The sequence below is a fragment of the Undibacterium sp. FT79W genome, assembly GCF_014284215.1.
Taxonomy (GTDB): Bacteria; Pseudomonadota; Gammaproteobacteria; order Burkholderiales; family Burkholderiaceae_D; genus Undibacterium; species Undibacterium aquatile.
The window spans coordinates 77932-101224 of sequence record NZ_JACOGB010000007.1 but is presented as its reverse complement, the minus strand read 5'-3'; the positions used below and the strand labels follow the sequence as shown (position 1 = coordinate 101224).

Annotated in this window: 23 protein-coding genes; 15 read left to right on the top strand and 8 right to left on the bottom strand. The window is 50.3% G+C overall.

Annotation, left to right across the window (positions count from 1 at the left end; genetic code table 11):
• Positions 1-18: 18 nt before the first annotated feature.
• Both H8K38_RS13715 and H8K38_RS13710 read left to right on the top strand, forming a co-directional pair.
• Complete coding sequence (locus H8K38_RS13715; RefSeq protein WP_186885399.1) at positions 19-825, top strand: SDR family NAD(P)-dependent oxidoreductase; 807 nt, start codon at positions 19-21, stop codon at positions 823-825.
• Between the two features lie 126 nt (positions 826-951).
• Positions 952-1833 (top strand): DMT family transporter, encoded by an 882-nt coding sequence (locus H8K38_RS13710; RefSeq protein WP_186885398.1) that lies wholly within the window; start codon positions 952-954, stop codon positions 1831-1833.
• Between the two features lie 108 nt (positions 1834-1941).
• Here the strand turns inward: H8K38_RS13710 and H8K38_RS13705 are convergent, their stop codons facing one another.
• The 4 genes from H8K38_RS13705 to mfd form a co-directional block, all read right to left on the bottom strand.
• Entirely contained in the window at positions 1942-3201 is a 1260-nt protein-coding gene (locus tag H8K38_RS13705) for an acyl-CoA dehydrogenase family protein (RefSeq protein ID WP_186885397.1), read from the bottom strand.
• 84 nt (positions 3202-3285) lie between these two features.
• Entirely contained in the window at positions 3286-4359 is a 1074-nt protein-coding gene (locus H8K38_RS13700) for a phosphotransferase (protein ID WP_186885396.1), read from the bottom strand.
• Between the two features lie 313 nt (positions 4360-4672).
• Positions 4673-5533 (bottom strand): phosphoserine phosphatase SerB, encoded by an 861-nt coding sequence (gene serB / locus H8K38_RS13695; protein WP_186885395.1) that lies wholly within the window; start codon positions 5531-5533, stop codon positions 4673-4675.
• A 36-nt stretch (positions 5534-5569) separates the two neighbouring features.
• Positions 5570-9001, bottom strand: a complete 3432-nt coding sequence (mfd, locus tag H8K38_RS13690; RefSeq protein WP_186885394.1) for a transcription-repair coupling factor — start codon at positions 8999-9001, stop codon at positions 5570-5572.
• A gap of 117 nt (positions 9002-9118) precedes the next feature.
• On the opposite strand from mfd, the gene ispD reads away from it, so the two are divergent.
• The 3 genes from ispD (at position 9119) to H8K38_RS13675 (ending at position 10794) form a co-directional block, all read left to right on the top strand.
• Positions 9119-9826, top strand: coding sequence for a 2-C-methyl-D-erythritol 4-phosphate cytidylyltransferase (ispD, locus tag H8K38_RS13685; protein WP_186885393.1), 708 nt, complete (start codon positions 9119-9121; stop codon positions 9824-9826).
• A 142-nt stretch (positions 9827-9968) separates the two neighbouring features.
• The gene (ispF, locus tag H8K38_RS13680) at positions 9969-10472 is read left to right on the top strand and encodes a 2-C-methyl-D-erythritol 2,4-cyclodiphosphate synthase (protein ID WP_186885392.1); all 504 of its coding nucleotides are present in this window, start codon (positions 9969-9971) and stop codon (positions 10470-10472) included.
• Between the two features lie 49 nt (positions 10473-10521).
• Complete coding sequence (locus H8K38_RS13675; RefSeq protein WP_186885391.1) at positions 10522-10794, top strand: DUF4404 family protein; 273 nt, start codon at positions 10522-10524, stop codon at positions 10792-10794.
• Positions 10795-10905: 111 nt separating this feature from the next.
• On the opposite strand, the gene H8K38_RS13670 is transcribed toward H8K38_RS13675, so the two are convergent.
• On the bottom strand, positions 10906-11481 hold the full coding sequence (locus H8K38_RS13670; RefSeq protein WP_186885390.1) for an SAM-dependent methyltransferase: 576 nt from the start codon (positions 11479-11481) through the stop codon (positions 10906-10908).
• 340 nt (positions 11482-11821) lie between these two features.
• On the opposite strand from H8K38_RS13670, the gene H8K38_RS13665 reads away from it, so the two are divergent.
• The 6 genes from H8K38_RS13665 to H8K38_RS13640 all read left to right on the top strand — a co-directional run bounded on the left by H8K38_RS13665 (position 11822) and on the right by H8K38_RS13640 (position 16923).
• A complete protein-coding gene (locus H8K38_RS13665; protein WP_186885389.1) occupies positions 11822-12301 on the top strand; it encodes a peptidylprolyl isomerase in 480 nt (159 codons plus the stop codon).
• 328 nt (positions 12302-12629) lie between these two features.
• Positions 12630-12908 (top strand): DnaJ domain-containing protein, encoded by a 279-nt coding sequence (locus H8K38_RS13660; RefSeq protein WP_186885388.1) that lies wholly within the window; start codon positions 12630-12632, stop codon positions 12906-12908.
• The gene (locus H8K38_RS13655) at positions 12905-13504 is read left to right on the top strand and encodes a hypothetical protein (protein WP_186885387.1); all 600 of its coding nucleotides are present in this window, start codon (positions 12905-12907) and stop codon (positions 13502-13504) included. Before H8K38_RS13660 ends, H8K38_RS13655 begins: the two co-directional genes overlap by 4 nt.
• A gap of 9 nt (positions 13505-13513) precedes the next feature.
• Entirely contained in the window at positions 13514-14272 is a 759-nt protein-coding gene (locus H8K38_RS13650; RefSeq protein WP_186885386.1) for a hypothetical protein, read from the top strand.
• Between the two features lie 132 nt (positions 14273-14404).
• Complete coding sequence (locus H8K38_RS13645; RefSeq protein ID WP_186885385.1) at positions 14405-15625, top strand: hypothetical protein; 1221 nt, start codon at positions 14405-14407, stop codon at positions 15623-15625.
• A 170-nt stretch (positions 15626-15795) separates the two neighbouring features.
• On the top strand, positions 15796-16923 hold the full coding sequence (locus H8K38_RS13640) for a hypothetical protein (RefSeq protein ID WP_186885384.1): 1128 nt from the start codon (positions 15796-15798) through the stop codon (positions 16921-16923).
• A gap of 111 nt (positions 16924-17034) precedes the next feature.
• Here the strand turns inward: H8K38_RS13640 and H8K38_RS13635 are convergent, their stop codons facing one another.
• The 3 genes from H8K38_RS13635 to H8K38_RS13625 form a co-directional block, all read right to left on the bottom strand.
• The gene (locus H8K38_RS13635) at positions 17035-18195 is read right to left on the bottom strand and encodes an iron-containing alcohol dehydrogenase (RefSeq protein WP_186885383.1); all 1161 of its coding nucleotides are present in this window, start codon (positions 18193-18195) and stop codon (positions 17035-17037) included.
• 63 nt (positions 18196-18258) lie between these two features.
• Positions 18259-19011, bottom strand: a complete 753-nt coding sequence (locus H8K38_RS13630) for an SAM-dependent methyltransferase (protein ID WP_186885382.1) — start codon at positions 19009-19011, stop codon at positions 18259-18261.
• A gap of 292 nt (positions 19012-19303) precedes the next feature.
• Positions 19304-19921 (bottom strand): Maf family nucleotide pyrophosphatase, encoded by a 618-nt coding sequence (locus tag H8K38_RS13625; protein ID WP_255422980.1) that lies wholly within the window; start codon positions 19919-19921, stop codon positions 19304-19306.
• Between the two features lie 187 nt (positions 19922-20108).
• Here H8K38_RS13625 and H8K38_RS13620 point away from each other — a divergent pair, with 187 nt between their 5' ends.
• The 4 genes from H8K38_RS13620 (at position 20109) to H8K38_RS13605 (ending at position 23262) form a co-directional block, all read left to right on the top strand.
• Complete coding sequence (locus H8K38_RS13620) at positions 20109-20633, top strand: DUF177 domain-containing protein (protein WP_186885380.1); 525 nt, start codon at positions 20109-20111, stop codon at positions 20631-20633.
• A gap of 138 nt (positions 20634-20771) precedes the next feature.
• Positions 20772-20954 (top strand): 50S ribosomal protein L32, encoded by a 183-nt coding sequence (rpmF, locus tag H8K38_RS13615; RefSeq protein ID WP_162018712.1) that lies wholly within the window; start codon positions 20772-20774, stop codon positions 20952-20954.
• A gap of 246 nt (positions 20955-21200) precedes the next feature.
• Positions 21201-22271, top strand: coding sequence for a phosphate acyltransferase PlsX (plsX, locus tag H8K38_RS13610; protein WP_186885379.1), 1071 nt, complete (start codon positions 21201-21203; stop codon positions 22269-22271).
• A gap of 4 nt (positions 22272-22275) precedes the next feature.
• The gene (locus tag H8K38_RS13605; RefSeq protein WP_222610860.1) at positions 22276-23262 is read left to right on the top strand and encodes a beta-ketoacyl-ACP synthase III; all 987 of its coding nucleotides are present in this window, start codon (positions 22276-22278) and stop codon (positions 23260-23262) included.
• The last annotated feature ends 31 nt before the right edge of the window (positions 23263-23293 follow it).

The window sequence follows — 23293 nt, the reverse complement described above, 5'->3', positions numbered from 1 at the left end:
TTCATCAGGAGTCATACCATGAACAATACGAATGCAAACGCAGACACAAACACCCCAGTCTCGTCCTCACAGCAGAAAATCGCCCTGATCACCGGCGGCAGCCGTGGATTGGGTAAAAACACGGCGCTCGTCTTGGCCCGGCAAGGTGTCGATATTATTCTGACGTATCAGAGTCGGGAAGCCGATGCACATGCTGTGGTTGCACAAATACAAGCACTGGGGCGGCGGGCAGTAGCATTGCAACTCGATACCGGCGCAGCAGATACCTTTGCCGGATTTACTGAAAAATTACAACAGGTACTGGCTCAGCAATGGCAACGGCATCAGTTCGATTTTCTGATGAATAATGCCGGGATAGGCGGACATACTTCGTTTGCTGAAACAAGTGAAACACAGTTCGATCAGTTGATGAATATCCACTTCAAAGGCGTGTTTTTTCTCACGCAAACCCTGTTGCCAGTGATTGCAGATCACGGCCGTATCCTGAATGTGTCCAGCGGTCTGACACGATTTTCCTTGCCGGGGCATGCTGCTTATGCGGCGATGAAGGGGGCGGTCGAAGTATTGAGTCGATATCTGGCAAAAGAGCTGGATGCGCGTGGCATTGCAGTCAATGTGATTGCGCCGGGCGCGATTGCCACTGATTTTGGTGGTGGCGTCGTTAGGGATAATGCACAACTGAATCAGTTTATTGCCAATCAGACCGCATTGGGTCGCGCAGGTTTGCCGGATGACATTGGCGGCGTTGCATCGGCACTATTGTCGGATAGCTGTGGTTGGATTAATGGCCAGCGCATCGAAGCATCCGGCGGGATGTTTTTATAAGCTATATCGTCAGCGGTCAGTCTGCGCCATTTTGTGCCATTTTGTGCAGACGACTATTCTGCCTTACCAGATGCAGAGAATGATGGCATCATGCGACATCTTTGTCTTGCTTGCGTGTACAGATTGATGAAAAACAGTTCGGTTGTGCCTTATGTAGCTTTGCATTTTGCGATATTTTTGTTCGGCAGTGCGGGTGTGTTGAGTAAAGTGTTGGCGGTGTCGTCGTTATTACTGGTGTTCGGGCGAACCTTGTTTGCCAGCCTCAGCCTGATTCCTTTGTTGCTGGTTCAGCGTGAATTTTCTTTTCGCGCGGTGCCAAAAACGGTGATCTTGTGCGGCGCTTTGCTGGCGGTACATTGGCTGAGTTTTTTTGCCGCGATGAAGGTGGCGCCTGTCACCTATGGCCTGATGGGCTTCGCCAGTTTTCCTTTGTTCGTGACATGGCTGGAGCCGTGGCTGTTCAAGGAAAAACGGGATGGTAAGGACTGGTACGCGGCACTCGCCGTCGTGATCGGTATGGCTGTGATGGTCAGTGATACTGGTGGCGGTGACATAGTAAATGCGGCAGCACAATCGCCGGTGACCGGTTTATTGCTTGGTATCTTTTCTGGATTCAGCTTTGCTTTACTTGTATTGGCAAATCGCTGGCAGGGCGGTCATATTGCGCCGTTCCGGCTGGCATTTCTGCAAAATAGCGTCGCCACTCTTACCTTGCTGCCATTTGTGTTGGTGAATGGTGGTCTCAGTCAGATTTCTGCTAACGAATGGTGGGGGCTGGCACTGATGGGGGTTGTGTTTACTGCGATCTCGCACGGCTTGTTCATGTATAGCCTGCGCCATGTTTCTACCCGGTTTGCGAGTTTGATGACCTCGCTGGAACCAGTGTATGGAATAGCCATTGCGTATCTGGTGTTACATGAAACCCCGAATCTGCGGGCCTTGATAGGCTGCGCTATCGTGATTTCAGCGACGGTGGCGGTATCGTATTGGCACGGGAAGGCGCACTGATACTGGACGAAAAACTCTCGGGCTGGTTGCCCGCAGAATAAAAAAAGGCGAAGATATTCTTCGCCTTTTTGCTTGGTTTGAGCAAGGGTGAATTGCTCGTGATGCAGATCAGGAACGGGTAATCGGCAAGCCCAAATCTTCTTTCAGATCGATGTGTTTTGCCAGTTCCAGTTTCGCAATCGCATTGCGGTGAACTTCATCCGGGCCATCCGCCAAGCGTAGGGTACGGTTGCCAGCCCATTGTGCTGCCAGCGGGAAATCACCAGAGACACCGCCAGCGCCGTGTGCCTGTATCGCCCAGTCCAACACTTGCTGCGTGACATTCGGCGCCAGCACCTTGATCATCGCGATTTCTGCCTGCGCATGTTTGTTGCCGACCGTATCCATCAGATACGCCGCCTTCATCGTCAATAAACGCGCTGTATCAATCTGAATGCGGGATTCAGCAATGCGCTCACGCCAGATGCTTTGCTCAGAAATCTTCTTGCCGAATGCGGTGCGGCTGTTGAGGCGTTTGCACATCAACTCCAGTGCGCGTTCTGCCACACCAATTGCACGCATGCAGTGATGGATGCGTCCAGGGCCAAGGCGGCCTTGTGCGATTTCAAAACCACGGCCTTCACCGAGCAGAATATTCGATGCTGGCACGCGCACATTCTCAAACAGGATTTCACAATGACCATGCGGTGCATCGTCGTAGCCGAAGACAGGAAGAGGGCGTTTCACCGTGATGCCCGGCGTTTTTGCATCAACTAAAATCATCGATTGCTGCGCATGGCGTGCCGCATTGAAATCGGTTTTCCCCATCAGAATATAGATGGCGCAACGCGGATCACCAGCGCCGGAAATCCACCATTTATGGCCGTTGATCACATAATGATCGCCGTCGCGCTCAATGCGGGTTTCCACATTGGTGGCATCTGATGAAGCAACACCAGGCTCAGTCATCGCAAAAGCCGAGCGGATTTCACCGCGCAGCAGCGGTTCTAACCATTGTTTTTTGTGTTCTTCGGTACCGTAGCGTTCGATTGTTTCCATGTTGCCGGTATCCGGCGCGGAGCAATTGAATACTTCCGGCGCCCAACCGACGCGACCCATGATTTCGCATAAAGGCGCGTAATCCAGATTCGACAAACCCTCAGGTGCGCGCGCTGATTTTGGCAGGAAAAGATTCCATAAACCTTCTGCACGGGCTTTCGGCTTCAGATCTTCAATGATCTGCGTTGCTATCCATCGGTTACCTTTTTCCAGTCCATTGCGGTCTATCTCTTCTTTGTAGGCTTGTTCGTTCGGATAAATGTGTTCATCCATGAAGCGCAATAATTTAGCTTGCAGCTCTTTACAGCGATCTGAGTATTCGAATTCCATTTTGTCTCCGGTTTTTGTTTTTACGATGAAAATGAATTGCCTGCTGCTTGTATTCTTATTAAACGATAAGAACGATAAAAACCATTATGCTTGTTTCTGTACGTAGCTCCAGCCCAGTTCCGCCATCGGTCTTGCCGATTCGCCAGACTTTTTCGCCTGAGCGCTGGATGCCGTACCGTCCACATAACGTTTCATGATGCCTTGTAGAATGCCTGCCATGCGGAACAGATTGTAAGCAAGATAGAAATTGAAATCTTCCGGACGTATGGTTTTACCTGTACGTTCGCAATACTTCGCGATGTATTCCTGCTCGGAAGGAATGCCCAGCGCCTTGTGATCGAGACCCGCGATGCCGCGGAACTGCCCCGGTGTCACATGCCAGCTCATGCAGTGATATGAAAAATCCGCCAGCGGATGACCGAGTGTGGACAGTTCCCAATCCAGTATCGCCAGAATCCGTGGTTCCGTCGGATGGAACATCATATTATCGAGACGATAGTCACCATGCACGATGCTGGTGTCGTCACCGGCGGGAATATTATGCGGCAGCCATTCGATCAGCTTATCCATCGCCTCGATTTTCTCGGTTTCCGATGCGCGGTATTGTTTCGTCCAGCGGTCGATTTGACGCGCAAAGTAATTGCCTGGCTTACCGTAATCCGCCAGACCGATAGCAGCGTAGTCTATGGTGTGCAGCTGTGCTATGACGCGGTTCATTTCATCGTAAATTTCACCGCGTTGCGCTGGCGTCATGCCTGGCAGAGACTGATCCCACAGCACGCGGCCATCGACAAATTCCATGATGTAGAAAGCGCGGCCGATCACGTCTTCATCGGCGCACAGTGCGTATTGTCTGGCAGCCGGAAAGCCGGCTTTATTCAAAGCATTCATCACTTTGAATTCGCGTTCGATTGCATGTGCGGATGGCAGTAATTTGGCAACCGGCCCCGGTTTGGCGCGCATCACATAACGTTGATTGCCCGCGCTGAGTTTGAAGGTGGGGTTAGACTGGCCGCCTTTGAATTGTTCTACCACCAATTGGTCTGCTAATGAGGCATCGAAGCCTTCGACATGTTGCCGCATATAGTCAGCAAGTGCGCCTATATCGAATTTCTGACGATCAGCAACCGGCATGGTGCCCATGAATTCTTCAAACATCAATGTCTCCTGGCGGATATAAATTGTTATGTGATCTTAACCCCGGATGAACTCCGGAACAGATGGCAAAAACTATTTTAACCTAAGTAATCGAACGTTCGTACTATTTTTTATTTCGGTTTTATTGCGGAAGAAAACAGATACGCAGAGAGCGCCTCTTGGCATGTTGTTGTGACAGGTTCGGTGAACTGTGTTGTGTGTCGCAACGCATAATGGCTTCAAACTCTGTGTCTGAAGCCATTATTAGTGAAAGCGTGAAAAATGAAATGGAGGGAGCCGCCGATGGGAAACTTATAGCGAGTTCAAAACGCGTTCAGAATAAATTCAACACACCATCAAGCCCGACAAAGTTCAATGCGACATCGGCTTGTGCGCGGACCACGGGTTTGGCGCGAAAAGCGACAGACATGCCCGATATTTTCATCATCTTCAGATCGTTAGCACCGTCGCCCATCACGATGGCTTGATCTGGTGTGATGCCCATTTCTGCACAGACGCGTTCAACGGTTCTTTTCTTTTCATCTGCATCAACGATGCCGCCGACGACTTTGCCCGTCAGTTTGCCATTCTCGATTTCGAGTACATTGGCATGGGTATGATCGAGCTGCAGACGAGATTTCATGCGGTCGGTGAAGAAAGTAAAACCACCTGAGACCAGCAGGGTTTTTAAGCCTGCCTGTTGAATCGCTTTCAGCATCTTGTCTGCCCCCGGCGATAGTTGCAAACGTTCATCGTAGACGCGTTGCAATGCAGAGGCATCCAGTCCTTTGAGCAGCGCAACCCGGCGCGTCAGGCTTTCGCAGAATTCAAGTTCACCGCGCATGGCAGCTTCGGTGATTTCTGCGACTTGTGGTTTCAGACCTTGCATGTCCGCGATTTCATCGATGCATTCGATGGTGATCAGCGTCGAATCCATGTCCATCGCCACCAATTTAAAATCACTGAGGGCGCGTGCTTGTGTTTGCGCGGTTACATCCAGCTCAGCGTCGAAGCATTGCTGCTGTATCTGCACCCATGCCGCATCATCAAGGCTGACGCCATTAAGACGTAGCGCGTAGTCATTCAACTGGCTGGATGCCGTTGCCTTGCTGTGATCGATAATTTCTTGCAGTAAAGCCTGATGCGGCCCATGAATGGGATGCTCGCCTTGTATGGTCAATTGTGTGATGGTCATGAACGGATCGATAAGTAAGAAAATCTAGGTGATAAATCAATGCAGCGCTTTAAGCGTAGTCTTGATTTGTGCAACCCGGCTCGCCAGGTCGGGCATGTTGGCAGTGATGCGCAGTTTGTCCTGACCATTCAAGCGGATGTGTTTATTCTTTTGTACCAGCTCGATGATGCGCATCGCATCGATCGGTGGCTGCGGTTCAAATTGCAAAGTCGCCGCTTCGTTGTGCGCGTCGATCTTGATGATACCCAGCGGCTTGGCGGCGACCCGCAGCCTATGGGTTTCCAGCAAAGACTTAACCTGTTCCGGCAGTTTGCCGAAACGATCGATCATTTCTTCCTGCATATCATCGATGGCACTGGCTTTACTGCAATTCGCGAGGCGTTTGTATATCGACAGCCGTTCGTGGACATCGCCGCAGAAGTCGTTTGGCAATAAGGCTGGGATATGCAGATTAATCTCAGTGGTTGACGATAAAGGTGCAGCAAGATCAGGTTCTTTGCCATTCTTCAGTGCGCGTACCGCTTCATTGAGCATATCGGAATACATCTGGAAGCCGATTTCATGCATTTCACCGGATTGATTATCACCCAGCACTTCGCCCGCACCACGGATTTCCAGATCGTGCATCGCCAGATAAAAGCCGCTGCCGAGTTCTTCCATTTGCTGAATCGCTTCCAGCCGTCGGTTCGCCTGTTTGGTCAGCCCTTGCACATCATGTACCAGCAGATACGCATAAGCCTGATGATGCGAGCGGCCAACCCGACCGCGCAACTGGTGCAACTGCGCTAGGCCGAATTTGTCGGCACGATGCATGATGATGGTATTCGCGGTCGGCACGTCGATACCGGTTTCGATAATCGTCGTACACAACAGGATGTTATGGCGTTGCGCAACGAAATCACGCATGACTTTTTCCAGATCACGTTCATGCATCTGACCATGCGCCACCACCACGCGCGCTTCGGGCAACAGTGCCTCCAGCATAGCCTTGCGGTTTTCTATCGTTTCCACCTCGTTGTGCAGGAAGTAAACCTGACCGCCGCGCTTCAATTCGCGCAGACATGCTTCGCGAATGACTGAATCATCTTCGCTACGCACAAAAGTTTTAATGGCGAGACGTTTTTGCGGCGCGGTCGCAATAATCGAAAAATCGCGCAAACCTTCGAGTGCCATGCCCAGCGTGCGCGGAATCGGCGTCGCGGTCAATGTTAACACATCGACTTCGGCCCGCAGCGACTTCAGCGCTTCTTTCTGACGCACACCAAACCGATGTTCTTCATCGATAATCACCAGACCGAGCCGGGAAAATTTCACGTCATCTGACAAAAGTTTATGTGTGCCGATAACGATGTCGACGGTGCCATCGCCCATACCTTTGATCGCCAGATTGATTTCCTTGCCGGAGCGGAAACGCGATAATTCGGCGATTTTGACCGGCCAGTTAGCAAAACGATCAGCAAAGGTCTGTGCGTGTTGTTCAGCGAGCAGGGTGGTCGGTGCCAGAATCGCGACCTGTTTGCCGCCCATAACTGCCACAAAGGCGGCGCGCAAGGCGACCTCGGTCTTGCCAAAGCCAACGTCACCGCAAATCAGGCGATCCATAGGTTTGCCTGATGTCATATCACCGATCACCGCAGTAATTGCGGCGGCCTGATCCGGTGTTTCATCAAAACCGAAACTTTCTGCAAAAGCTTCATAATCTTTGGCTGAATATTCAAACGCATGACCGTGACGTGCGGCGCGGCGCGCATACAGATTCAGCAGTTCTGCCGCCGTATCACGGATTTGCTGGGCTGCTTTTTTCTTCGCTTTTTCCCATTGTCCAGAACCCAGCGTATGCAAAGGCGCATCGTCCGGTGAAGCACCGGAATAGCGCGAGATCACGTGCAGTTGCGAGACGGGTACGTACAGCTTGGTTTCTTTCGCGTATTCGAGATGCAGAAATTCGGTGTCGCCTTCACCCAGATCCATGCTGATCAGCCCCATGTATCGTCCGATACCATGATTGCTATGCACAACAGGATCGCCGATTTTGAGTTCGGATAAATCGCGCACCATGTGCTCGACTTGCGTTGTGGCTTCCTGCTTTTTGCGGCCTATGCGTTTGCCACTGCCCGCATATAATTCGGCTTCCGTAATAAAGGCAAGATCGTCTGCGAGCACGAAACCGGCATGCAAGGGCGCGACGCCCAGCATCAGTTTGGCGTTGGCAGTAGCAAAGTCAGTGTAGCCTTCACACAGACTGAGCTGGATATTGTATTCATTGAAGTACTGCTGCAGGGTTTCACGACGCCCTGCAGTTTCTGCGCAAATCATCACGCGTTTATCGGTTTGCAGCAGAAATGAGCGCAAATTCGTCAGCGGATCATCTGCGTGGCGGTTGACTGCAATGTCTGGCAGGAAGCCCGATACTTCCGATGCTGCAGCGTTTTTTTCGGTGTCAGCAATGACCCAGCGCGCCTGCGTTTTGAGCGCCGCAAAAAAATCTTCATCGCGCAGAAAAACAGATTCTGGTGGCAACACCGGGCGCTCGCGATCTGATTTCAGGAATTGATAACGCGAACGTGTATCGGTCCAGAAACGCTGTATCGTCTCATCGATATTGCCGATCAGCGCGAAATGCGGCGCCTCTGGCAGATAATCGAACAGTGTAGAGGTGTGTTCAAAAAACAGTGGCAGATAGTATTCAATACCGGCAGACGCGATGCCATTGCCTATATCTTTGTAAATGGACGAACGCGACGGATCGCCTTCAAATGTTTCGCGCCAGCGGCTGCGAAACGCAACGCGCGCAGGCTCATCCATAGGGAATTCGCGCCCTGGCAACAGGCGCACTTCCGGCACCGGATACAGCGAGCGCTGGGTATCTGCATCAAAGGTGCGGATGGTTTCTATCGTGTCGCCAAATAAATCAAGTCGATACGGCAGTGCGGAACCCATAGGGAATAAATCGATCAGGCCGCCACGCACCGAATATTCGCCGGGCGACATCACCTGGCTGACATGGCTGTAACCCGCCAGCGTGAGTTGCGACTTCAGTTTTGCCTCATCCAGCGTATCGCCTTTTTTGAAAAAGAAAGTGTACGCTGCGAGGAACGAAGGCGGAGCCATGCGCAGCAGGGCGGTGGTCGCCGGTGCCAGCAAGACATCGCAATTGCCATTCTGAATTTCATACAGACTGGCAAGACGTTCAGAAACCAGATCCTGATGTGGCGAAAATGCGTCGTAAGGTAAGGTTTCCCAATCCGGCAGCAAATGGCAGCGCAATTCAGCGTTGAACCACGGTATCTCGTCCAGCAGTCGTTGGGCATCGCCGGGATTAGCGACGAACACGGTCAGCATGCGCTTTTCTGACCTCAGCGCTGTAGCGGCTTGCGCCAGCGCGTACGCATCAGAAGAACCATGCAGATTGGGGAGCGCCAGACGATGGCCGGGTTTTGCTAAGGATTTACTGAAATCAAATGACATTGCGGCTAGACAGGAAGATGCCGTAAAACGATCTTACGGAACAAGATACGCGGTTAAAATGAGCGTTCAATTATAAACGAAGGGGCAGTTAGGCATTGAAACGCCACTGATCTGATTATGTCTGAAGAATTAAAACAACAGCAAGGCCAGTTGCCACGTTATGTTGCCCTGATTCCGGCAGCAGGTGTTGGTGCGCGTATGGGGGCAAACTCTCCAAAACAGTATCTGACCATCGCTGGCAAATCGATACTGCAACATACCGTGAATGCATTTTTGAATTTTCCGGGTATCAGTCATACTTATGTGGTGGTCAGCGAAGATGATGCTGTTGCAGATACAGCCTTGCTTGCAGCCGAACGCATGACCATTTTGCGGTGCGGCGGTGAGACTCGTCGTGACAGTGTGCGCAACGGCCTGGCATATCTGGCAGATAAGCTCGATGGTAATGATTGGGTGCTGGTGCATGACGCTGCCCGACCCGGACTGACATCGGCCTTATTGCAGAAATTAATCGAACAGGTTGGCTCAGATGCGGTCGGCGGCTTACTCGCTTTGCCAGTCGTGGACACGGTCAAACGTATTCAGGATGGAAAAGTAGAAACCGTTTCCCGCGAAGGTTTATGGTTAGCCCAGACGCCGCAGATGTTCCGTTATGCTTTGCTCTGCAAGGCGCTGGATCAGGCGGAGCAGGTCACCGATGAATCCAGTGCACTCGAATTAATGGGGTATTCGCCTGTGCTGGTCGAAGGCCACGCCTGCAATCTGAAGGTGACCTTACCCGCCGATCTGTTGCTGGCGGCGCAGTATCTGCAAAGAAATAAATAAGTAAATCAGGACTGACGCAAAACCGCCCGACGGCGTTATGGCTCTTAATCGTACTATTCGCACTATCTTCGTTGCCATGCCTTGCCTGGGCAAATTGCGTAAGTCCAGTAAATATAGAGAATCAATAAATTAAGGTTGTTTGATGAAAAATAAGATACTTCCTTTCCGCATAGGGCAAGGTTACGACTGTCATGCACTCGTGTCTGAACGGCGGCTGATCATCGGTGGTGTGGATATTCCGCACACGAAGGGGCTGCTTGGACATTCGGATGCCGATGTGTTGCTGCACGCGATTACCGATGCGATTTTCGGCTCCGTGGCGCTGGGTGATATCGGGCGGCATTTTCCCGATACCGATCAGCGCTTTAAAGGTGCCGATTCGCGTGTGTTATTGCGTGAGGCCGTGCTGCGTTTGCATGCGACAGGCTATGTGATCGGTAATCTGGATGCGACCATCATTGCACAGACACCGAAGATGGCGCCGCATATCGCGGCAATGGTAAAAAATATCGCCGAAGACCTGCAGGTTGATGTTAATCAGGTCAACATCAAAGCCAAGACCAATGAAAAACTGGGTTACTTAGGACGTGAAGAGGGTATCGCGGCAGAAGCGGTGGTACTGGTGTTTCATGCCGATAGTCAGTAAGCTGTTCGGCTAAAGCTGAAATAGTTGGAATAAAAAAGGAAAACAAAAAATGAAACATGAAAATCTGAAACAGCTGCTGGCTGAAGCACATCAACAACTGGCGGGAACCGAAAAAGTCGACGATGAGTTAAAGGCTTTACTGGAAAATTTAAATCAGGACATCCATCAGGTGCTGAGTTCCGATCAGACACATGATGTCTCTGTGTTTGATACGCTGAGCGAACGCTCTCTGGCTTTGTCGGCAAAATTTGCCGCCGAACATCCTAAATTGGAACCAGTATTGCGCGAATTAGGTTCTATGCTGGCGAAGATCGGCGTTTGAATCGGCTGTCTGAGCAGGCAATACAAGAAAAAGCCACGATTTGTCATTGACGAAATCGTGGCTTTTTTGCGTCTTCGTTCAACAGCAAAGGCCGAATTTCATAGGCCGGGCTCAATCAAACCCATATTCTTCCGGCGGGGCTTCGCCTGCGAGGGCGCTGGAATTCCACGGTAAGCCTTCACCTTTTCGTACCAGTTCATCCGCATATTCATACACGTTCGGGCAACCAGTTTCAGCGATCAGTGTTTTGACGATGGTTACTTTCCAGGCATCCACACACGCCGCCTGAAATTGACAGACCAGATAGCCAGGCTTGTTGCCGCAAAAATCGACCAGTAAGCCCGGCAACTGATCGGCTTCGGCATTAATCAGCCGTTTTGCGCTGCCCGTTTTGCTTTTTACTGCACGCGATTTCGCTAATGCCGCCTGAACCCGGCGTTTGATCATGGCGTGATCCACCGCTTCTTTTTCATCGAGCGTCCAGATCCGGGCGCGAATCTGTGATTTGGGGCTCCATCCTGCGCGTGCCAGAAATTGGCCGGAAGAGGAACGAACCAGCGCTGTTGCGCCGGATTTGATTCGCTCGCCAAATTTACCGTCTATGCGTTCAATCGCAGAAAGGTAAATCCAGGGTTGCCCCTCCAGCAATGCTTTTTCTTTGCCTTGTTTGATCGTGATGATGAGCATAGCGGTTCCGGATGCGGGTGAAATGAAAGGCGCGGAATATACCTTGTTTGTACTTTTCTTGCTGTTTCTTTTGCGTTTTTTATTTGTACAGCATCCGGATTGCGGCGGTTTTGCGATCGCAGGGTGTTTGCATACGGTCAGTTCAGCACTATTTCAGTCAGAAAAGCCGTCTCTGCTACAATACAGCCCCTGTTCCGGGTCGGGGATGCTGATTTAGATTGCAAAAGGGCGTAGTATTTTCTTTGCCTGTCTTTAAATCAGCGCTTTCGATGCTATCTGTGCAGCACGCTCTCAGCGTCGCCCTTGTTCAAATTTCACCCACACTTACACGATATACGCCATGCAAATTAAAGCCAACTCCGTTGTCAGCCTGAATTACACGATGTTCAATACGAACGGTGACATCATTGATCAGAACCGTGATCCTATTGTTTATCTGCACGGTGATTACGATAATATTCTGCCTGCCGTTGAAGCCGCGCTGGATGGTAAAAAGGTCGGCGACAAGGTATCTGTGGTGCTGGCACCGGAAGATGGCTTTGGTGAAATCGAGTCCGAATTCGTGCGCGAAGAAGACATCAGCGCATTTCCACCGGATATCGAAGTCGGCATGATGTTTGAAACCCGCGATCCGGAAACTGAAGAAACCATGCAATTCCGCGTCACTAAGATTGATGCCGGCGTTGTAACGGTGGATGGCAACCATCCGCTGGCGGGCATGACAATCCGCTTTGATACCGAAGTGTTGGATATCCGCGAAGCGACTGATGAAGAAATCGTGCACGGTCACGTCCACGGCGAACACGGTCACCACCATTAATCCTGGCGACTGAATCGTTGCCGGCACCAGTCAGTATCGATGCGGTGCTGACACAGTCTGTCGGCGCAATCTGTCAGTTTACATATACTCCCCCGGGTATATGTAAACACCCTTGATTAATATAGGGGAAATGCTTGTTTTTGCTGCATACTCCCCAAAATCATCTCATTTTTGGCACTCAGGCGATGTTTTTGCGGATTCGCAGCCGCTGTTCATGCAGGTCGCGCCTGCTGCACATGTAACGCTCATATTGCCTGAATTGTGTAGCCTGATGCCAATAGCTGCTATGGTTCTGCGAGTGTGAATGAGAAATGGAAGCGAAAAGCAGATGAAAGATTATTACGTCATTCTCGGTATTGCGCCGAATGCGTCATTGTCGGATGTGAAAAAAGCCTTCCGCCAGAAAGCGGCAGAGTTCCATCCTGACCGGAACACATCGGAACTGGCGCCAGAAAAATTTCATGCGGTAAAAGAAGCCTATGACATTTTGTCTGACGATGCGGCGCGTGCTGCTTACGATGAAAATCGTCGTCGTAACTTGCTCGATTCTCCGCTGGAAACAGCGACAGACATCTGGAAGCATTATTTATCAGGAGTATTGAAGTGAAATTGTCCCGTTTTTTTGAGGATCTGATGGCGGTGTATAACGCCGAAATCGAAGATTTGAAATCAGATTCCGAAGGCAAAAATGTCCTGAAGGCGCGTCTGCGTGAAAAAGGCGAGCAATTGCCTTTGTTGTTGCCGATGATGGAGTCCAATCCGGAAATGCTGGCATCGGCATTTCATCTGGGATTTATATTTTTGAACCCGCTGGCGCTGGAATCACTGTCAACCCGCGAAGAAGCCAAACTGCCAACGTGGAAAAGTTTATCTGCCGCCGTCAAGCTCGAACCATGGGCAGAGCCGCTGAGCAAGATTGTGTTGCAAGAAGTCGGCGGTGAGAAGTTTCTGGTCATTGCGGCAGCGCTCGAATACCTGAATCGTGGTCAGCAAGCGCGCAAACACAGCGCCACGAATACGCTGGAAGCCGACGACGAAGATAAAGAAATCAACGACGCCGATGAAGAATTGAAAGAAAACGGCGACCTCGATGGTAACTATGGTCGCCACGGTCGCGATGATGGCGATGATGGTGACGATTACGATCTTGACGAAGCAGGCGCAGACTGGCTGGCTGAGCAAGGTTTCGACCGCAAAGACTAAGGATACAAGATGAGCTTACCTGCATTAATTGAAGCGCAAAACCTGATCATGGCGGGCGATATCGCCGGCGCGGAATTCGCACTGGCAAATATCGCTGAAACCGAAGGCGACAAAGCGCTGGTCGCTGCGTTGGATGATTTTCCGGCAAAAGATTTGCTGGCGATCATCCGTGAATACGATGCGTCTAAAGAGTCGCTGGTGAATCTGCTGGTGACGCCTGAACAATTCGCGCAAGCGGTCGTGCTGGAACGTCGCTATGGCGATCAGACGCATGAACAATTGCGCGGCATGATTAACTCCGTCATCTTCCGCGAAGGTGCTGATCCGGCAGAATTTTTATATGAAATCGCCGAAGTCGAAGGTGGCTACGATGCGCTGGTTGATTACCTGCTGGATCGTGCACCGATGGTCGAGCATTTTTATAAATATGCGACATTCGATTTATACGAATACGGCGACGGCGCAAAAACCCAGGCGCAGGAAGACGATCTGATGAATCTGGATCGCGATACCGAAAGTCTGGCGTCGCCGCTCGATATGGCGAATCTGGAAGATCACGACTGGATGCAGGTCACCTATCTGCTGCGTTACGAATTGCCGGAAATTTTCCGCGAAGTGCTGATGAAGCTGCGCGCCCGCTATAAAGCGTATCTGGCGAGTCAGCAAAGCGATGAACTCGAAGGCGGCGAGGGCGAGGCAGAAGAAGATGAGCGCCCTAAAAACAATGATGATGGCGATGACAAGGATGACGAAGAATCCGCCTTGTAATTTGCTGTCGGCATTCTGAATCAATGCAGAGCGCGGCGACCGTGTTCTGCATTTTTTGTTAGTTTCCCTAATTCCGGTAAGTTGCTTACGGAAATTGACGTAAAGAGCGAGTAAAAAGCGAGTGAAGATACGATGACAGCCTCTGTTTACGATATTGCCCTGATTGATAACCGGCCATTTTTTGAGTCGGCATTACGCTACGGCGTGCAAAAAGCCATCATTGCCAGCAGCAAAATTGCAGCGATCGAAGCCGAAGCACCAAAAGGCATGGTGCAGATTGCGGAAGCGTTTGGCAGCAAATATCTGCGCCCTGAAATCGAATTGGCACGCAAGCGCATCGTCAATCTGGCCAGCCTGTATCTGATCGAGACATCCAAAGGCGATCTGGAACTGGCAGCCAAACTGATACGCGATAATACTTTTCTGAGCCTCTCGCGTGGCGGCTCCGGCTTGTTGAAAGCCCTGTTTGCCATGCCGGAATATGCTTTGCTTGGCCGCGAAACCAAGGGCAAGGTGGAGGATTTTCTGGACGCCTGGTCGCTCAAAGAAAAGCCGCAGGAATACAGAAATGCGCTTGAACACCGTCAGTTAAATGCCGTGGAAATCGAGGCTGGATACTGGTTTGGCGAATGGCTGGGGCTGACGCCATCTTATCTTCAGGATGAAGATGTGGAAGCCGTTGGCGTCGTCCGCACCGCCTTGCTGGCACACATGTTTGGCGGCCCCGACGCCACTATCGAAAATCAGATTCAGTTTGCGACCTTGCTGGAATCGATACGCGCGATGACACCGGCGAAACGCAATAAAGCGCTGGCATCAGCCGATTTATCGGACGTGCCACCTAAGTTTTTGCCGGTGGTGCAGCGTATCATCGACGAAATCAAACAACACGATTTACCCTTGCTGCAAAACAAAACAACGCCGCTGGCACAACTAGTGTTTGCGCTGAAAGAGCGTTATTACCTTGGCGATCATGAAATTGAAGATACCTCGGAATACGATGCGCTGGTATCGAAAGAATGGACGCGCCTGACCAAAGGCAAGACCGACGTCGATTCGCTGATGACCCTGTTTTTATGTATCTCAGCGGGCGCTCCGCCGAAAACCACACTGACAGAAAAAGCCGCAAAAACCATCATCAAACAATTCCGCAACGAAGGCTTTGATCATGCGCTGGCAATCGCCTGGATCAAGGAATCCGCGCCGCATGAAAAACAGGAAGGCTTGCTGGAAGACTGGAATAATTTCGTCGAAGAAGCCAACCAATACCTGCTCGACGATTGGGATACTTACCTCACCGGTGCGATCCGTTTCCTGACGATGCATTGCCATATTCAGAAGGCGGGGAAATGAGTTTGTAGCAGATTTTCAAATTCTAGATTTTTTATATGCGGCTGTAGTATTGCGCTCAGTATATGTTTATATGTCAATTTAAGAACAGAAGTAATGTTTTCGAATAATTGTCTTCGAATTAGTGTCTGGATTAATTTCAATATTGTCTAATAGGTGATTGTGTTTTTAAAATGAAAAACGCCACTACAGATGACATCATGATTAGACATAAATTTTGCGTGTTTTGCGGTCGTGTTCCAGGGTCAAAAAATAAAGAGCACGTGCTTCCCCAGTGGTTGTTGGAGTTAACTGGAAACCCTAGACGTGTCGTGACATTGGGTTATAACTATGAGACTTCCGAACAGGTTTCTTTCGCTTGGCAGTCTTTGGTAGTTCCTGCCTGTCAAAAGTGTAATAGCGAATTTGCCAAGCTTGAGGATCAGGTGAAGCCGATTGTTAAAGCACTTCTCAACAGAGAATGCATGCCTGCATCAAGTTACTTAGTTCTGTTGGATTGGTTGGATAAAGTAAGAGTTGGACTTTGGCTTACTTACCATTTGATTCAGGGGAATCCAACTCAGATACTTCCAAGTTTTTATATCAAACAGCGGATGCGAACAAAAGATCGCTTTCTGGCGATCTATCCATTATCAGGGCGGCAGAATGGCCTTAATGCTTATGGTGTGGAAACCCTATTATTTCACCATGCGCCATCTGCGTTTGGTCTTCGAATTAACGATATGCTGATATTGAATGCATCGACAGACTATATGATCGCAGGACGATGTGGGTTGCTGGCACCCAGTAAAATGGCAATTTTTCTAGATGGTGAGCATGCCGGTAAACTTAGTTGCTCTGAATATGTATCTTCCCAGAGACTTGAGAATTTGGTTTTTCCTAATCATTTGTATAAGCCATCAGTGTTTTTACTTCAACCAATTTCTTCTCAAGGAGTCGATGGTAAGCTTCCGTCCCAAACATCGGCAGATTCATCTTTTGGTGACCCAAATATACGTCAATTTATGGGAGAAAATCTTTCCGATGGGATTGGTAAGCTTGTAGAGCAGCTTCCTGGTTGGGCGCGACGTATTGATGACAATGATGAGCAAATTGAGTTCCAAGTGATCGCGGATAGCGATGCGACTAAAATGGGTGATCTTGTTGCTCAAGTTTATGAGTTGCAGATATGGCTTAACGAAAAAGTTAATGTAACCTCAGAGAATCCTGCACTTATTGAGAGTTGGAATGAGTTTCAAAGTTCACTTATATCTGAGAACTCTAAATATGCTAAGTATTATCATGACCAAGCCAAGCCTTAGTCTCATTTAGAGTAGGTTCAACGCACTGGGATAACTAGTTTATTGCTTATGCGATTTGTCTGTAAAACCCAACGGGGCGGCTTTGATAGCCGTCCCGTTAGTTTATAAAGCTTACAAACTCAATTCCAACACCTGACGGCTGACATCCAGTGTGACGTCGCGTTTTTCGCCCATGGTCAGCATGCGGTGGGTTTCCAGTGCGGCGATGACGGGCGAAATATCGTCTGCGCCGAGCTGGTAATCGCTGAGGCGGGTTTTGACGCCCATTTGCTCAAAGTAATCCTGCATGCGGCTGATGGCGGTGTCGATGCGGCTGTCTTCGCTGCCTTCGCGCAGATCCCAGATGCGTTCAGCAAATTGCAGCAGCTTCGCGCGTTTGGCTTCTTTGCGTACGCGAAGCATGCTAGGCAACACGATGGCGAGTGTCTGTGCGTGGTCTATGCCATGCAGGGCGGTCAGTTCGTGGCCTATCATGTGGGTCGCCCAGTCTTGCGGTACGCCGGTAGAAATCAGGCCATTCAAGGCCATCGTGGCGCACCACATCAGATTCGCGCGCACATCGTAATCCTCTGGATTGGCGAGGGCTTTCGGGCCTTCTTCGATCAGGGTTTTGAGCAGGCCTTCGGCGAAACGATCTTGTACCGGTGAATTGACCGGATAGGTCAGATACTGTTCCATCACATGCACGAACGCATCAACCGCACCGTTGCCGATCTGGCGCGGTGGCAGGGTGTAGGTGGTGGTAGGGTCGAGAACCGAAAATTTCGGGAAGCAATGGCGGCTGCTGAACGCGAGTTTGGCTTTGATCGATTGACGCGTGACGACGCCGCCATCATTCATTTCTGAGCCTGTTGCTGGCAAGGTCAGGATGCTGCCAAATGGCAGGGCTTTGGTCACGTTGCGACCGTGTTTTTCCATAATCGCCCACGGGTCGCCGCCTTCAAACAGGGCTGCGGCAGCGATGAATTTAGTGCCGTCAATGACCGAGCCGCCGCCGACCGCCAGCAGGAAATCAATATTGCCTTGCTTGATAACATCGACCGCTTTCATCAGCGTTTCATAGCTTGGGTTGGGCTCGATGCCAGCAAATTCGGTGACGCTGCGATTGCCGAGTGCAGCGATGACCTGATCAAAAACGCCGTTTTGCTTGATGCTGCCGCCACCGTACAGCAGCAGTACTTTGGCATCTGCCGGTATGGTTTGATGGATGTCGGCGATACGACCTTTGCCGAACAGGATGTGAGTCGGATTGTAGAAATCGAAATTCAACATGGGCGTCTCCTTGAGAAAGTCTTATCTTAGCGTAAATTTAAAAAATAGATCGGTCGTTCGCAATTAACTGGCGAGGAACAGGAAAACCGTCGGCTTTTTATGGAAATCAGGGGCTTGACCAGCGGAAAGGCGCTTCTTCCATTCTGCTGCGCTACGCGTCTGTATTGATTCGCTTGGTAAGGTCAGATCAGTGGCGACGCAAATCAGGCTCTGTGCCTGACACTGGTTTGCCAGGGCTTCCAGCATGGCGGCGTTGCGATACGGTGTTTCTATCAGTAATTGCGTTTGCTTTTCTTTGCGCGAGCGGTCTTCCAACTCTTTGATGCGTTTTGCGCGTAATGCGGCATCGGTGGGCAGGTAGCCGTGAAAGGCGAAACTCTGACCATTTAAGCCGCTGCCCATCAGGGCCAGCAGCAGCGACGATGGCCCGACCAGCGGTCTGACCGTGATGTTGCGCTGGTGTGCCAGCCTGACCAGATTGGCACCGGGATCAGCGACGGCGGGGACGCCAGCCTCAGAAATCAGACCGACATCATGTCCTTGCAGCAGCGGTTGCAGCAAGCCTTCGAGCGCCTGCGCCGGGGTGTTGACGTTGAGTTCGCTGATCTGAATATCCTGCATCGCCAGCTTTAAGGGGTGATGCTGACCAAGAAATTTCAGATAGGCGCGGGTGGTCTTGGCATTCTCTGCAACGAAATAACTGAGCTGCGCGGACATGGATTGCACGGTATCGGGAATGATTTTCGCCAGCAAACCGTCTTGCTGCCCTTCGTTGTAGCCCAGCGTGTTAGGAATAAGAAATAGTGTGCCTGTCATGGGGAAATCTTTTTTTTATATAGAGCTGAAAAATAGAGCTGAAAAATAAGTTGATATGAATTTGTTTATGTCGACACAAAACTGTCGCAGCGACGATATGGTTCTTGTTTGTAGCGTTCTGCCGTCGTCGTACTTTACTGAAATATGCTTACTGGCGTCATATTTGTGCTTATAAATACTGGGGGGAGTATATTTTTACGTCCTTGTTTTACGCTGACAATAAGGCGAAAAATGAAGATACTCCCCCAATTTTGCTAAAAACAGAGCATTTTTCTGAGTCATTAGCGATTCATCAGCGATAAAACTGAACGCCAGCGTTGCGCAGCATGTCGGTCAGCGCAATCAACGGTAATCCGGTTAATGCGGTCGGATCATCGCTTTGTATCGACGCTAAGATGCTGATGCCGAGCGCTTCGTTTTTCGCGCTGCCAGCGCAATCGTAGGGCTGTTCAATACGCAGATAGGCATCGAGTTCGGCATCCGGCAAATCGCGGAAGCGGACGATGGTTTGCACGTCGCGCAATTGCACGGCGGGCTGCGCGCCGGGGCGGGTATCCAACAGGCATAATGCGGTATGGAAAACGACTTCTTTGCCGCGCATGAGTTGCAATTGTTTTAAGGCGCTGGCATGATCGCCGGGTTTGCCGATGTGGATGTCATTCAGTGTCGCAACCTGGTCGGAACCGATAATGAGCGCATTTTCTGCGGGATGTGCAGCAGACGACGCTAACTGTCTGGCGATGGCTTCAGCTTTTTGTTGCGCCAGCCGCAAGGCGGTGGCGTCCGGTGTTTCGCCATTCTGCGCGGTTTCATCGATATCCGGCACCAGCGAATCGAATGGGATTTGCAGCCGGGATAATAATTCGCGGCGATAGACCGAGCTGGAGGCGAGAATCAGACGTGGATTCATCAGGCTTGCGTTGTGCTGTGAGTGCGGTGAGTCAGACTGGTGCTTGATCATATTCAGGGAATTCAGCGGGAAATAGCAGGTGTAAGAGCTGGTGTAAGTCGTTTTGGCTTAAAAAATGCCTGTAAGCCTTTGACTAACAAGGCCGAGTGCTGTTATTATCGCAGGTTTTCTGGGTTCAAATAATCCTATGCAAGCTTTTGTGATTGACGCTTTCGCGTATTGTCGGCTCGAAGAGCAGCGTTCGGGAAGCATTTTAGTCGCAGATTTACCCCGGCTTTCAGGCGAGAGTGCAAACACCGATGGTGCGTTGAACTGGTCTTTGTCTGGCGGTAAAGATGCACTGGGTCATCCACGGCTGGTGTTGAGTGTGACTGGTAGCGTGAATCTGATGTGCCAGCGCTGTCTGACGCCATTTGCATATGAAATTGACTCTGAATCTGTATTGATACTCGCCAAAAACGAAGAAAATGCCGATGAAATTGACGCATTGCTTGATGATGACGAGGTCGATGTTGTAGTAGGCAGCAAAGCATTTGATGTCAATGATTTGATCGAAGATGAAGCGCTGCTCGCAATACCCCAATCGCCCAAACATGCAGTATGCCCGGATGTATCGTTGGCTTCAGCAAATACTACTGCAGCGATTGAAGCAGAAGTCAGTAAAAAAGAATCACCTTTTGCTGTGTTGAAGAAAATTAATGGGCGTACCTAGTGGCATTATTCTGAAAAAACACTCAGGTCGAAGTATTGTTAGGGATTCTTGGTTGGCGATGTTCGCATTGCGATGTGCGCATTCTTTAGCCAGGTGTGTAAATTTTTAGAAACATTTTTTGAAGTATTAGGAGTTATCATGGCAGTTCAGCAAAATAAAAAGTCCCCATCCAAGCGTGGCATGCACCGTTCCCACGATTTCCTGACTGCACCACAGTTGGGTATCGAGCCAACAACTGGTGAGACACATCTGCGTCACCACATCAGCCCTAACGGCTTTTACCGTGGTCGTAAAGTATTGAAAACTAAGAACGACGAGTAATCTCTGTTCTTGTTAAAGGAAGCGGCGTGACGAGTCTCGTACTTGGCGCCGCTTTTTTTATGCCTGTTTTTCCCGAATTCTGGTGTTCAGATTTGTCTGTGCCCTGATTTTATAAACACGTTTCTGGATCCAGACTGATTTTCTCTGTTTTTTCTTTTTTTCATTTCTGTGTGGAAATGGAATTGACGGAAATTGCCTCTCCGTTTGGTACACTAGTCGTTTCGGATCGAAGTTTAGTAACACTACATGACAATAAAAATTTCCATAGACTGCATGGGTGGCGATCACGGCCCGTCAGTTACAGTGGCGGCGGCGGTTGCTTTCGCTCATCGCGAGCCTGATGTTGAATTTCTGCTGGTCGGGCTTGAATCCGTTATCCAGGCTGAACTTAAAAAGAATCATGCTGAACATCATCCACGCATGAAAATAATCCACGCTACCGAAGTGGTGGAAATGGACGATCCTATCGAGATTGCACTGCGCCGGAAAAAAGATTCTTCGATGCGCGTTGCCGTCACTCAGGTAAAAGACGGACATGCGCAAGCCTGCGTCTCGGCTGGCAACACAGGTGCTTTGATGGCGGTATCGCGTTACGTCCTGAAGACCATGCAAAGTGTGGATCGCCCTGCGATCAGCGGCATGCTGCCAAATCAAAAAAATCTGCCGACCTATATGCTGGATCTCGGCGCGAACGTTGATTGTGAACCATTGCATCTGCATCAGTTTGCGATTATGGGATCGGCTTTGGTATCCGCGCTGGAAGGCAAGGAAAGACCGAGTATTGGTCTGCTAAACGTCGGTGAAGAGGATATTAAGGGTAACGACGTCGTTAAAAAAACCGCGCAGTTGCTGCGGGCTGATCATGAACGTGGGCTGTTGAATTTTTATGGCAACGTTGAGGGTAATGATATATTTAAAGGCACCACTGACATCGTGGTGTGCGACGGTTTCGTCGGTAACGTGACCTTGAAAGCCGCCGAGGGGATGGGGCGTTTTGTAAAGACGACCCTGACTGGTGCTTTTAAGAGTAATCCATTGAATATGTTGGGTGCGCTGATTGCGCGCGGTGCTTTAAAGTCGATTTCGCAGACAATGAACCCTTCCAATTACAATGGCGGTTGTTTGCTGGGTTTGCGCGGTCTGGTTTTTAAAAGCCACGGCAGTGCAGATAAATATAGCTATGAGTGGGCAATACAGCGCGCATTTGATGCGGCAAAAAATGATGTCCTGACTCGTATTTCTAATTCGATGGCGAAACTCATGCCAGTGGCAGACCTGGCTTCGCCTGAAGATAATAATGACCTGATGGCAAAATAAGCGCATGACAATTTTTAGCAAAATCATAGGTACTGGCAGCTATCTGCCAGCAAAAAAAGTCAGTAACCAGGAGTTGGCTGACCAGTTGGCAAAAAAAGGGATAGAAACTTCCGACGAGTGGATCGTTTCCCGTAGCGGCATTTCATCACGCCATTATGCGGATGAAGGGGAGAGGTCCAGCGATATGGGTGTCGAGGCCGCGAAAAAAGCGCTGGAAGCAGCGAAGCTGACGCCTGATGACATTGATTTGATTATTCTGGCGACGTCCACCCCGGATTTTATTGGTGGATTTCCGAGTACAGCCTGCGTGGTACAGAATAAATTAGGTTTGACCAATGGTGCGCCTGCGATGGATGTGCAGGCCGTTTGCAGCGGCTTCATGTACGGCATGTCTATCGCTGACAGCATGATTAAATCCGGTGCGCATAAAAATGTACTGGTGATCGGTGCTGAAGTGTTTTCCCGTATTCTTAATTTTGATGACCGTACCACTTGCGTATTGTTTGGTGACGGTGCTGGTGCAGTGGTAATGAGCGCGTCGAATGAGCCTGGGGTGCTGGCGACCAAGTTGCATGCCGATGGCGGATACGCAGATATTTTGTCTGTGCCGGGTACTGTGCAGGATGGCGCCATTGCAGGAAGTGGTTATTTGCAGATGGACGGTCAGGCAGTCTTTAAACTGGCGGTATCTGTGTTGGAAAAAGTGGCGAATGAGGCATTGGCGCAGGCTGGCTTGAACGCGGAGGATATTGACTGGCTGATTCCTCATCAGGCAAATCTGCGCATCATGCACAGTACCGCAAAGAAAATGCGTTTGCCTTTAGAGAAGTTGGTCGTGACGGTTGATCGGCATGGCAATACGTCGGCGGCGTCAATTCCTCTGGCACTGGATCAGGCTGTGCGCGATGGCAGGGTACAGCCCGGCCATAAAATATTGTTAGAAGGCGTTGGTGGCGGATTTACCTGGGGTGCCGCCATTGTGCAGATGTAGTAATCAACATAACCAAAGAGAGACATAGATA

What these genes read in the sequence shown, in the direction of transcription:
- H8K38_RS13715 (WP_186885399.1), top strand. Translation starts at nt 19, where the DNA reads ATGAACAATACGAATGCAAACGCAGACACAAACACCCCAGTCTCGTCC.
- H8K38_RS13710 (WP_186885398.1), top strand. Translation starts at nt 952, where the DNA reads ATGAAAAACAGTTCGGTTGTGCCTTATGTAGCTTTGCATTTTGCGATA.
- H8K38_RS13705 (WP_186885397.1), bottom strand. Translation starts at nt 3,201, where the DNA reads ATGGAATTCGAATACTCAGATCGCTGTAAAGAGCTGCAAGCTAAATTA.
- H8K38_RS13700 (WP_186885396.1), bottom strand. Translation starts at nt 4,359, where the DNA reads ATGTTTGAAGAATTCATGGGCACCATGCCGGTTGCTGATCGTCAGAAA.
- serB (WP_186885395.1), bottom strand. Translation starts at nt 5,533, where the DNA reads ATGACCATCACACAATTGACCATACAAGGCGAGCATCCCATTCATGGG.
- mfd (WP_186885394.1), bottom strand. Translation starts at nt 9,001, where the DNA reads ATGTCATTTGATTTCAGTAAATCCTTAGCAAAACCCGGCCATCGTCTG.
- ispD (WP_186885393.1), top strand. Translation starts at nt 9,119, where the DNA reads ATGTCTGAAGAATTAAAACAACAGCAAGGCCAGTTGCCACGTTATGTT.
- ispF (WP_186885392.1), top strand. Translation starts at nt 9,969, where the DNA reads ATGAAAAATAAGATACTTCCTTTCCGCATAGGGCAAGGTTACGACTGT.
- H8K38_RS13675 (WP_186885391.1), top strand. Translation starts at nt 10,522, where the DNA reads ATGAAACATGAAAATCTGAAACAGCTGCTGGCTGAAGCACATCAACAA.
- H8K38_RS13670 (WP_186885390.1), bottom strand. Translation starts at nt 11,481, where the DNA reads ATGCTCATCATCACGATCAAACAAGGCAAAGAAAAAGCATTGCTGGAG.
- H8K38_RS13665 (WP_186885389.1), top strand. Translation starts at nt 11,822, where the DNA reads ATGCAAATTAAAGCCAACTCCGTTGTCAGCCTGAATTACACGATGTTC.
- H8K38_RS13660 (WP_186885388.1), top strand. Translation starts at nt 12,630, where the DNA reads ATGAAAGATTATTACGTCATTCTCGGTATTGCGCCGAATGCGTCATTG.
- H8K38_RS13650 (WP_186885386.1), top strand. Translation starts at nt 13,514, where the DNA reads ATGAGCTTACCTGCATTAATTGAAGCGCAAAACCTGATCATGGCGGGC.
- H8K38_RS13645 (WP_186885385.1), top strand. Translation starts at nt 14,405, where the DNA reads ATGACAGCCTCTGTTTACGATATTGCCCTGATTGATAACCGGCCATTT.
- H8K38_RS13640 (WP_186885384.1), top strand. Translation starts at nt 15,796, where the DNA reads ATGAAAAACGCCACTACAGATGACATCATGATTAGACATAAATTTTGC.
- H8K38_RS13635 (WP_186885383.1), bottom strand. Translation starts at nt 18,195, where the DNA reads ATGTTGAATTTCGATTTCTACAATCCGACTCACATCCTGTTCGGCAAA.
- H8K38_RS13630 (WP_186885382.1), bottom strand. Translation starts at nt 19,011, where the DNA reads ATGACAGGCACACTATTTCTTATTCCTAACACGCTGGGCTACAACGAA.
- H8K38_RS13625 (WP_255422980.1), bottom strand. Translation starts at nt 19,921, where the DNA reads ATGAATCCACGTCTGATTCTCGCCTCCAGCTCGGTCTATCGCCGCGAA.
- H8K38_RS13620 (WP_186885380.1), top strand. Translation starts at nt 20,109, where the DNA reads ATGCAAGCTTTTGTGATTGACGCTTTCGCGTATTGTCGGCTCGAAGAG.
- rpmF (WP_162018712.1), top strand. Translation starts at nt 20,772, where the DNA reads ATGGCAGTTCAGCAAAATAAAAAGTCCCCATCCAAGCGTGGCATGCAC.
- plsX (WP_186885379.1), top strand. Translation starts at nt 21,201, where the DNA reads ATGACAATAAAAATTTCCATAGACTGCATGGGTGGCGATCACGGCCCG.
- H8K38_RS13605 (WP_222610860.1), top strand. Translation starts at nt 22,276, where the DNA reads ATGACAATTTTTAGCAAAATCATAGGTACTGGCAGCTATCTGCCAGCA.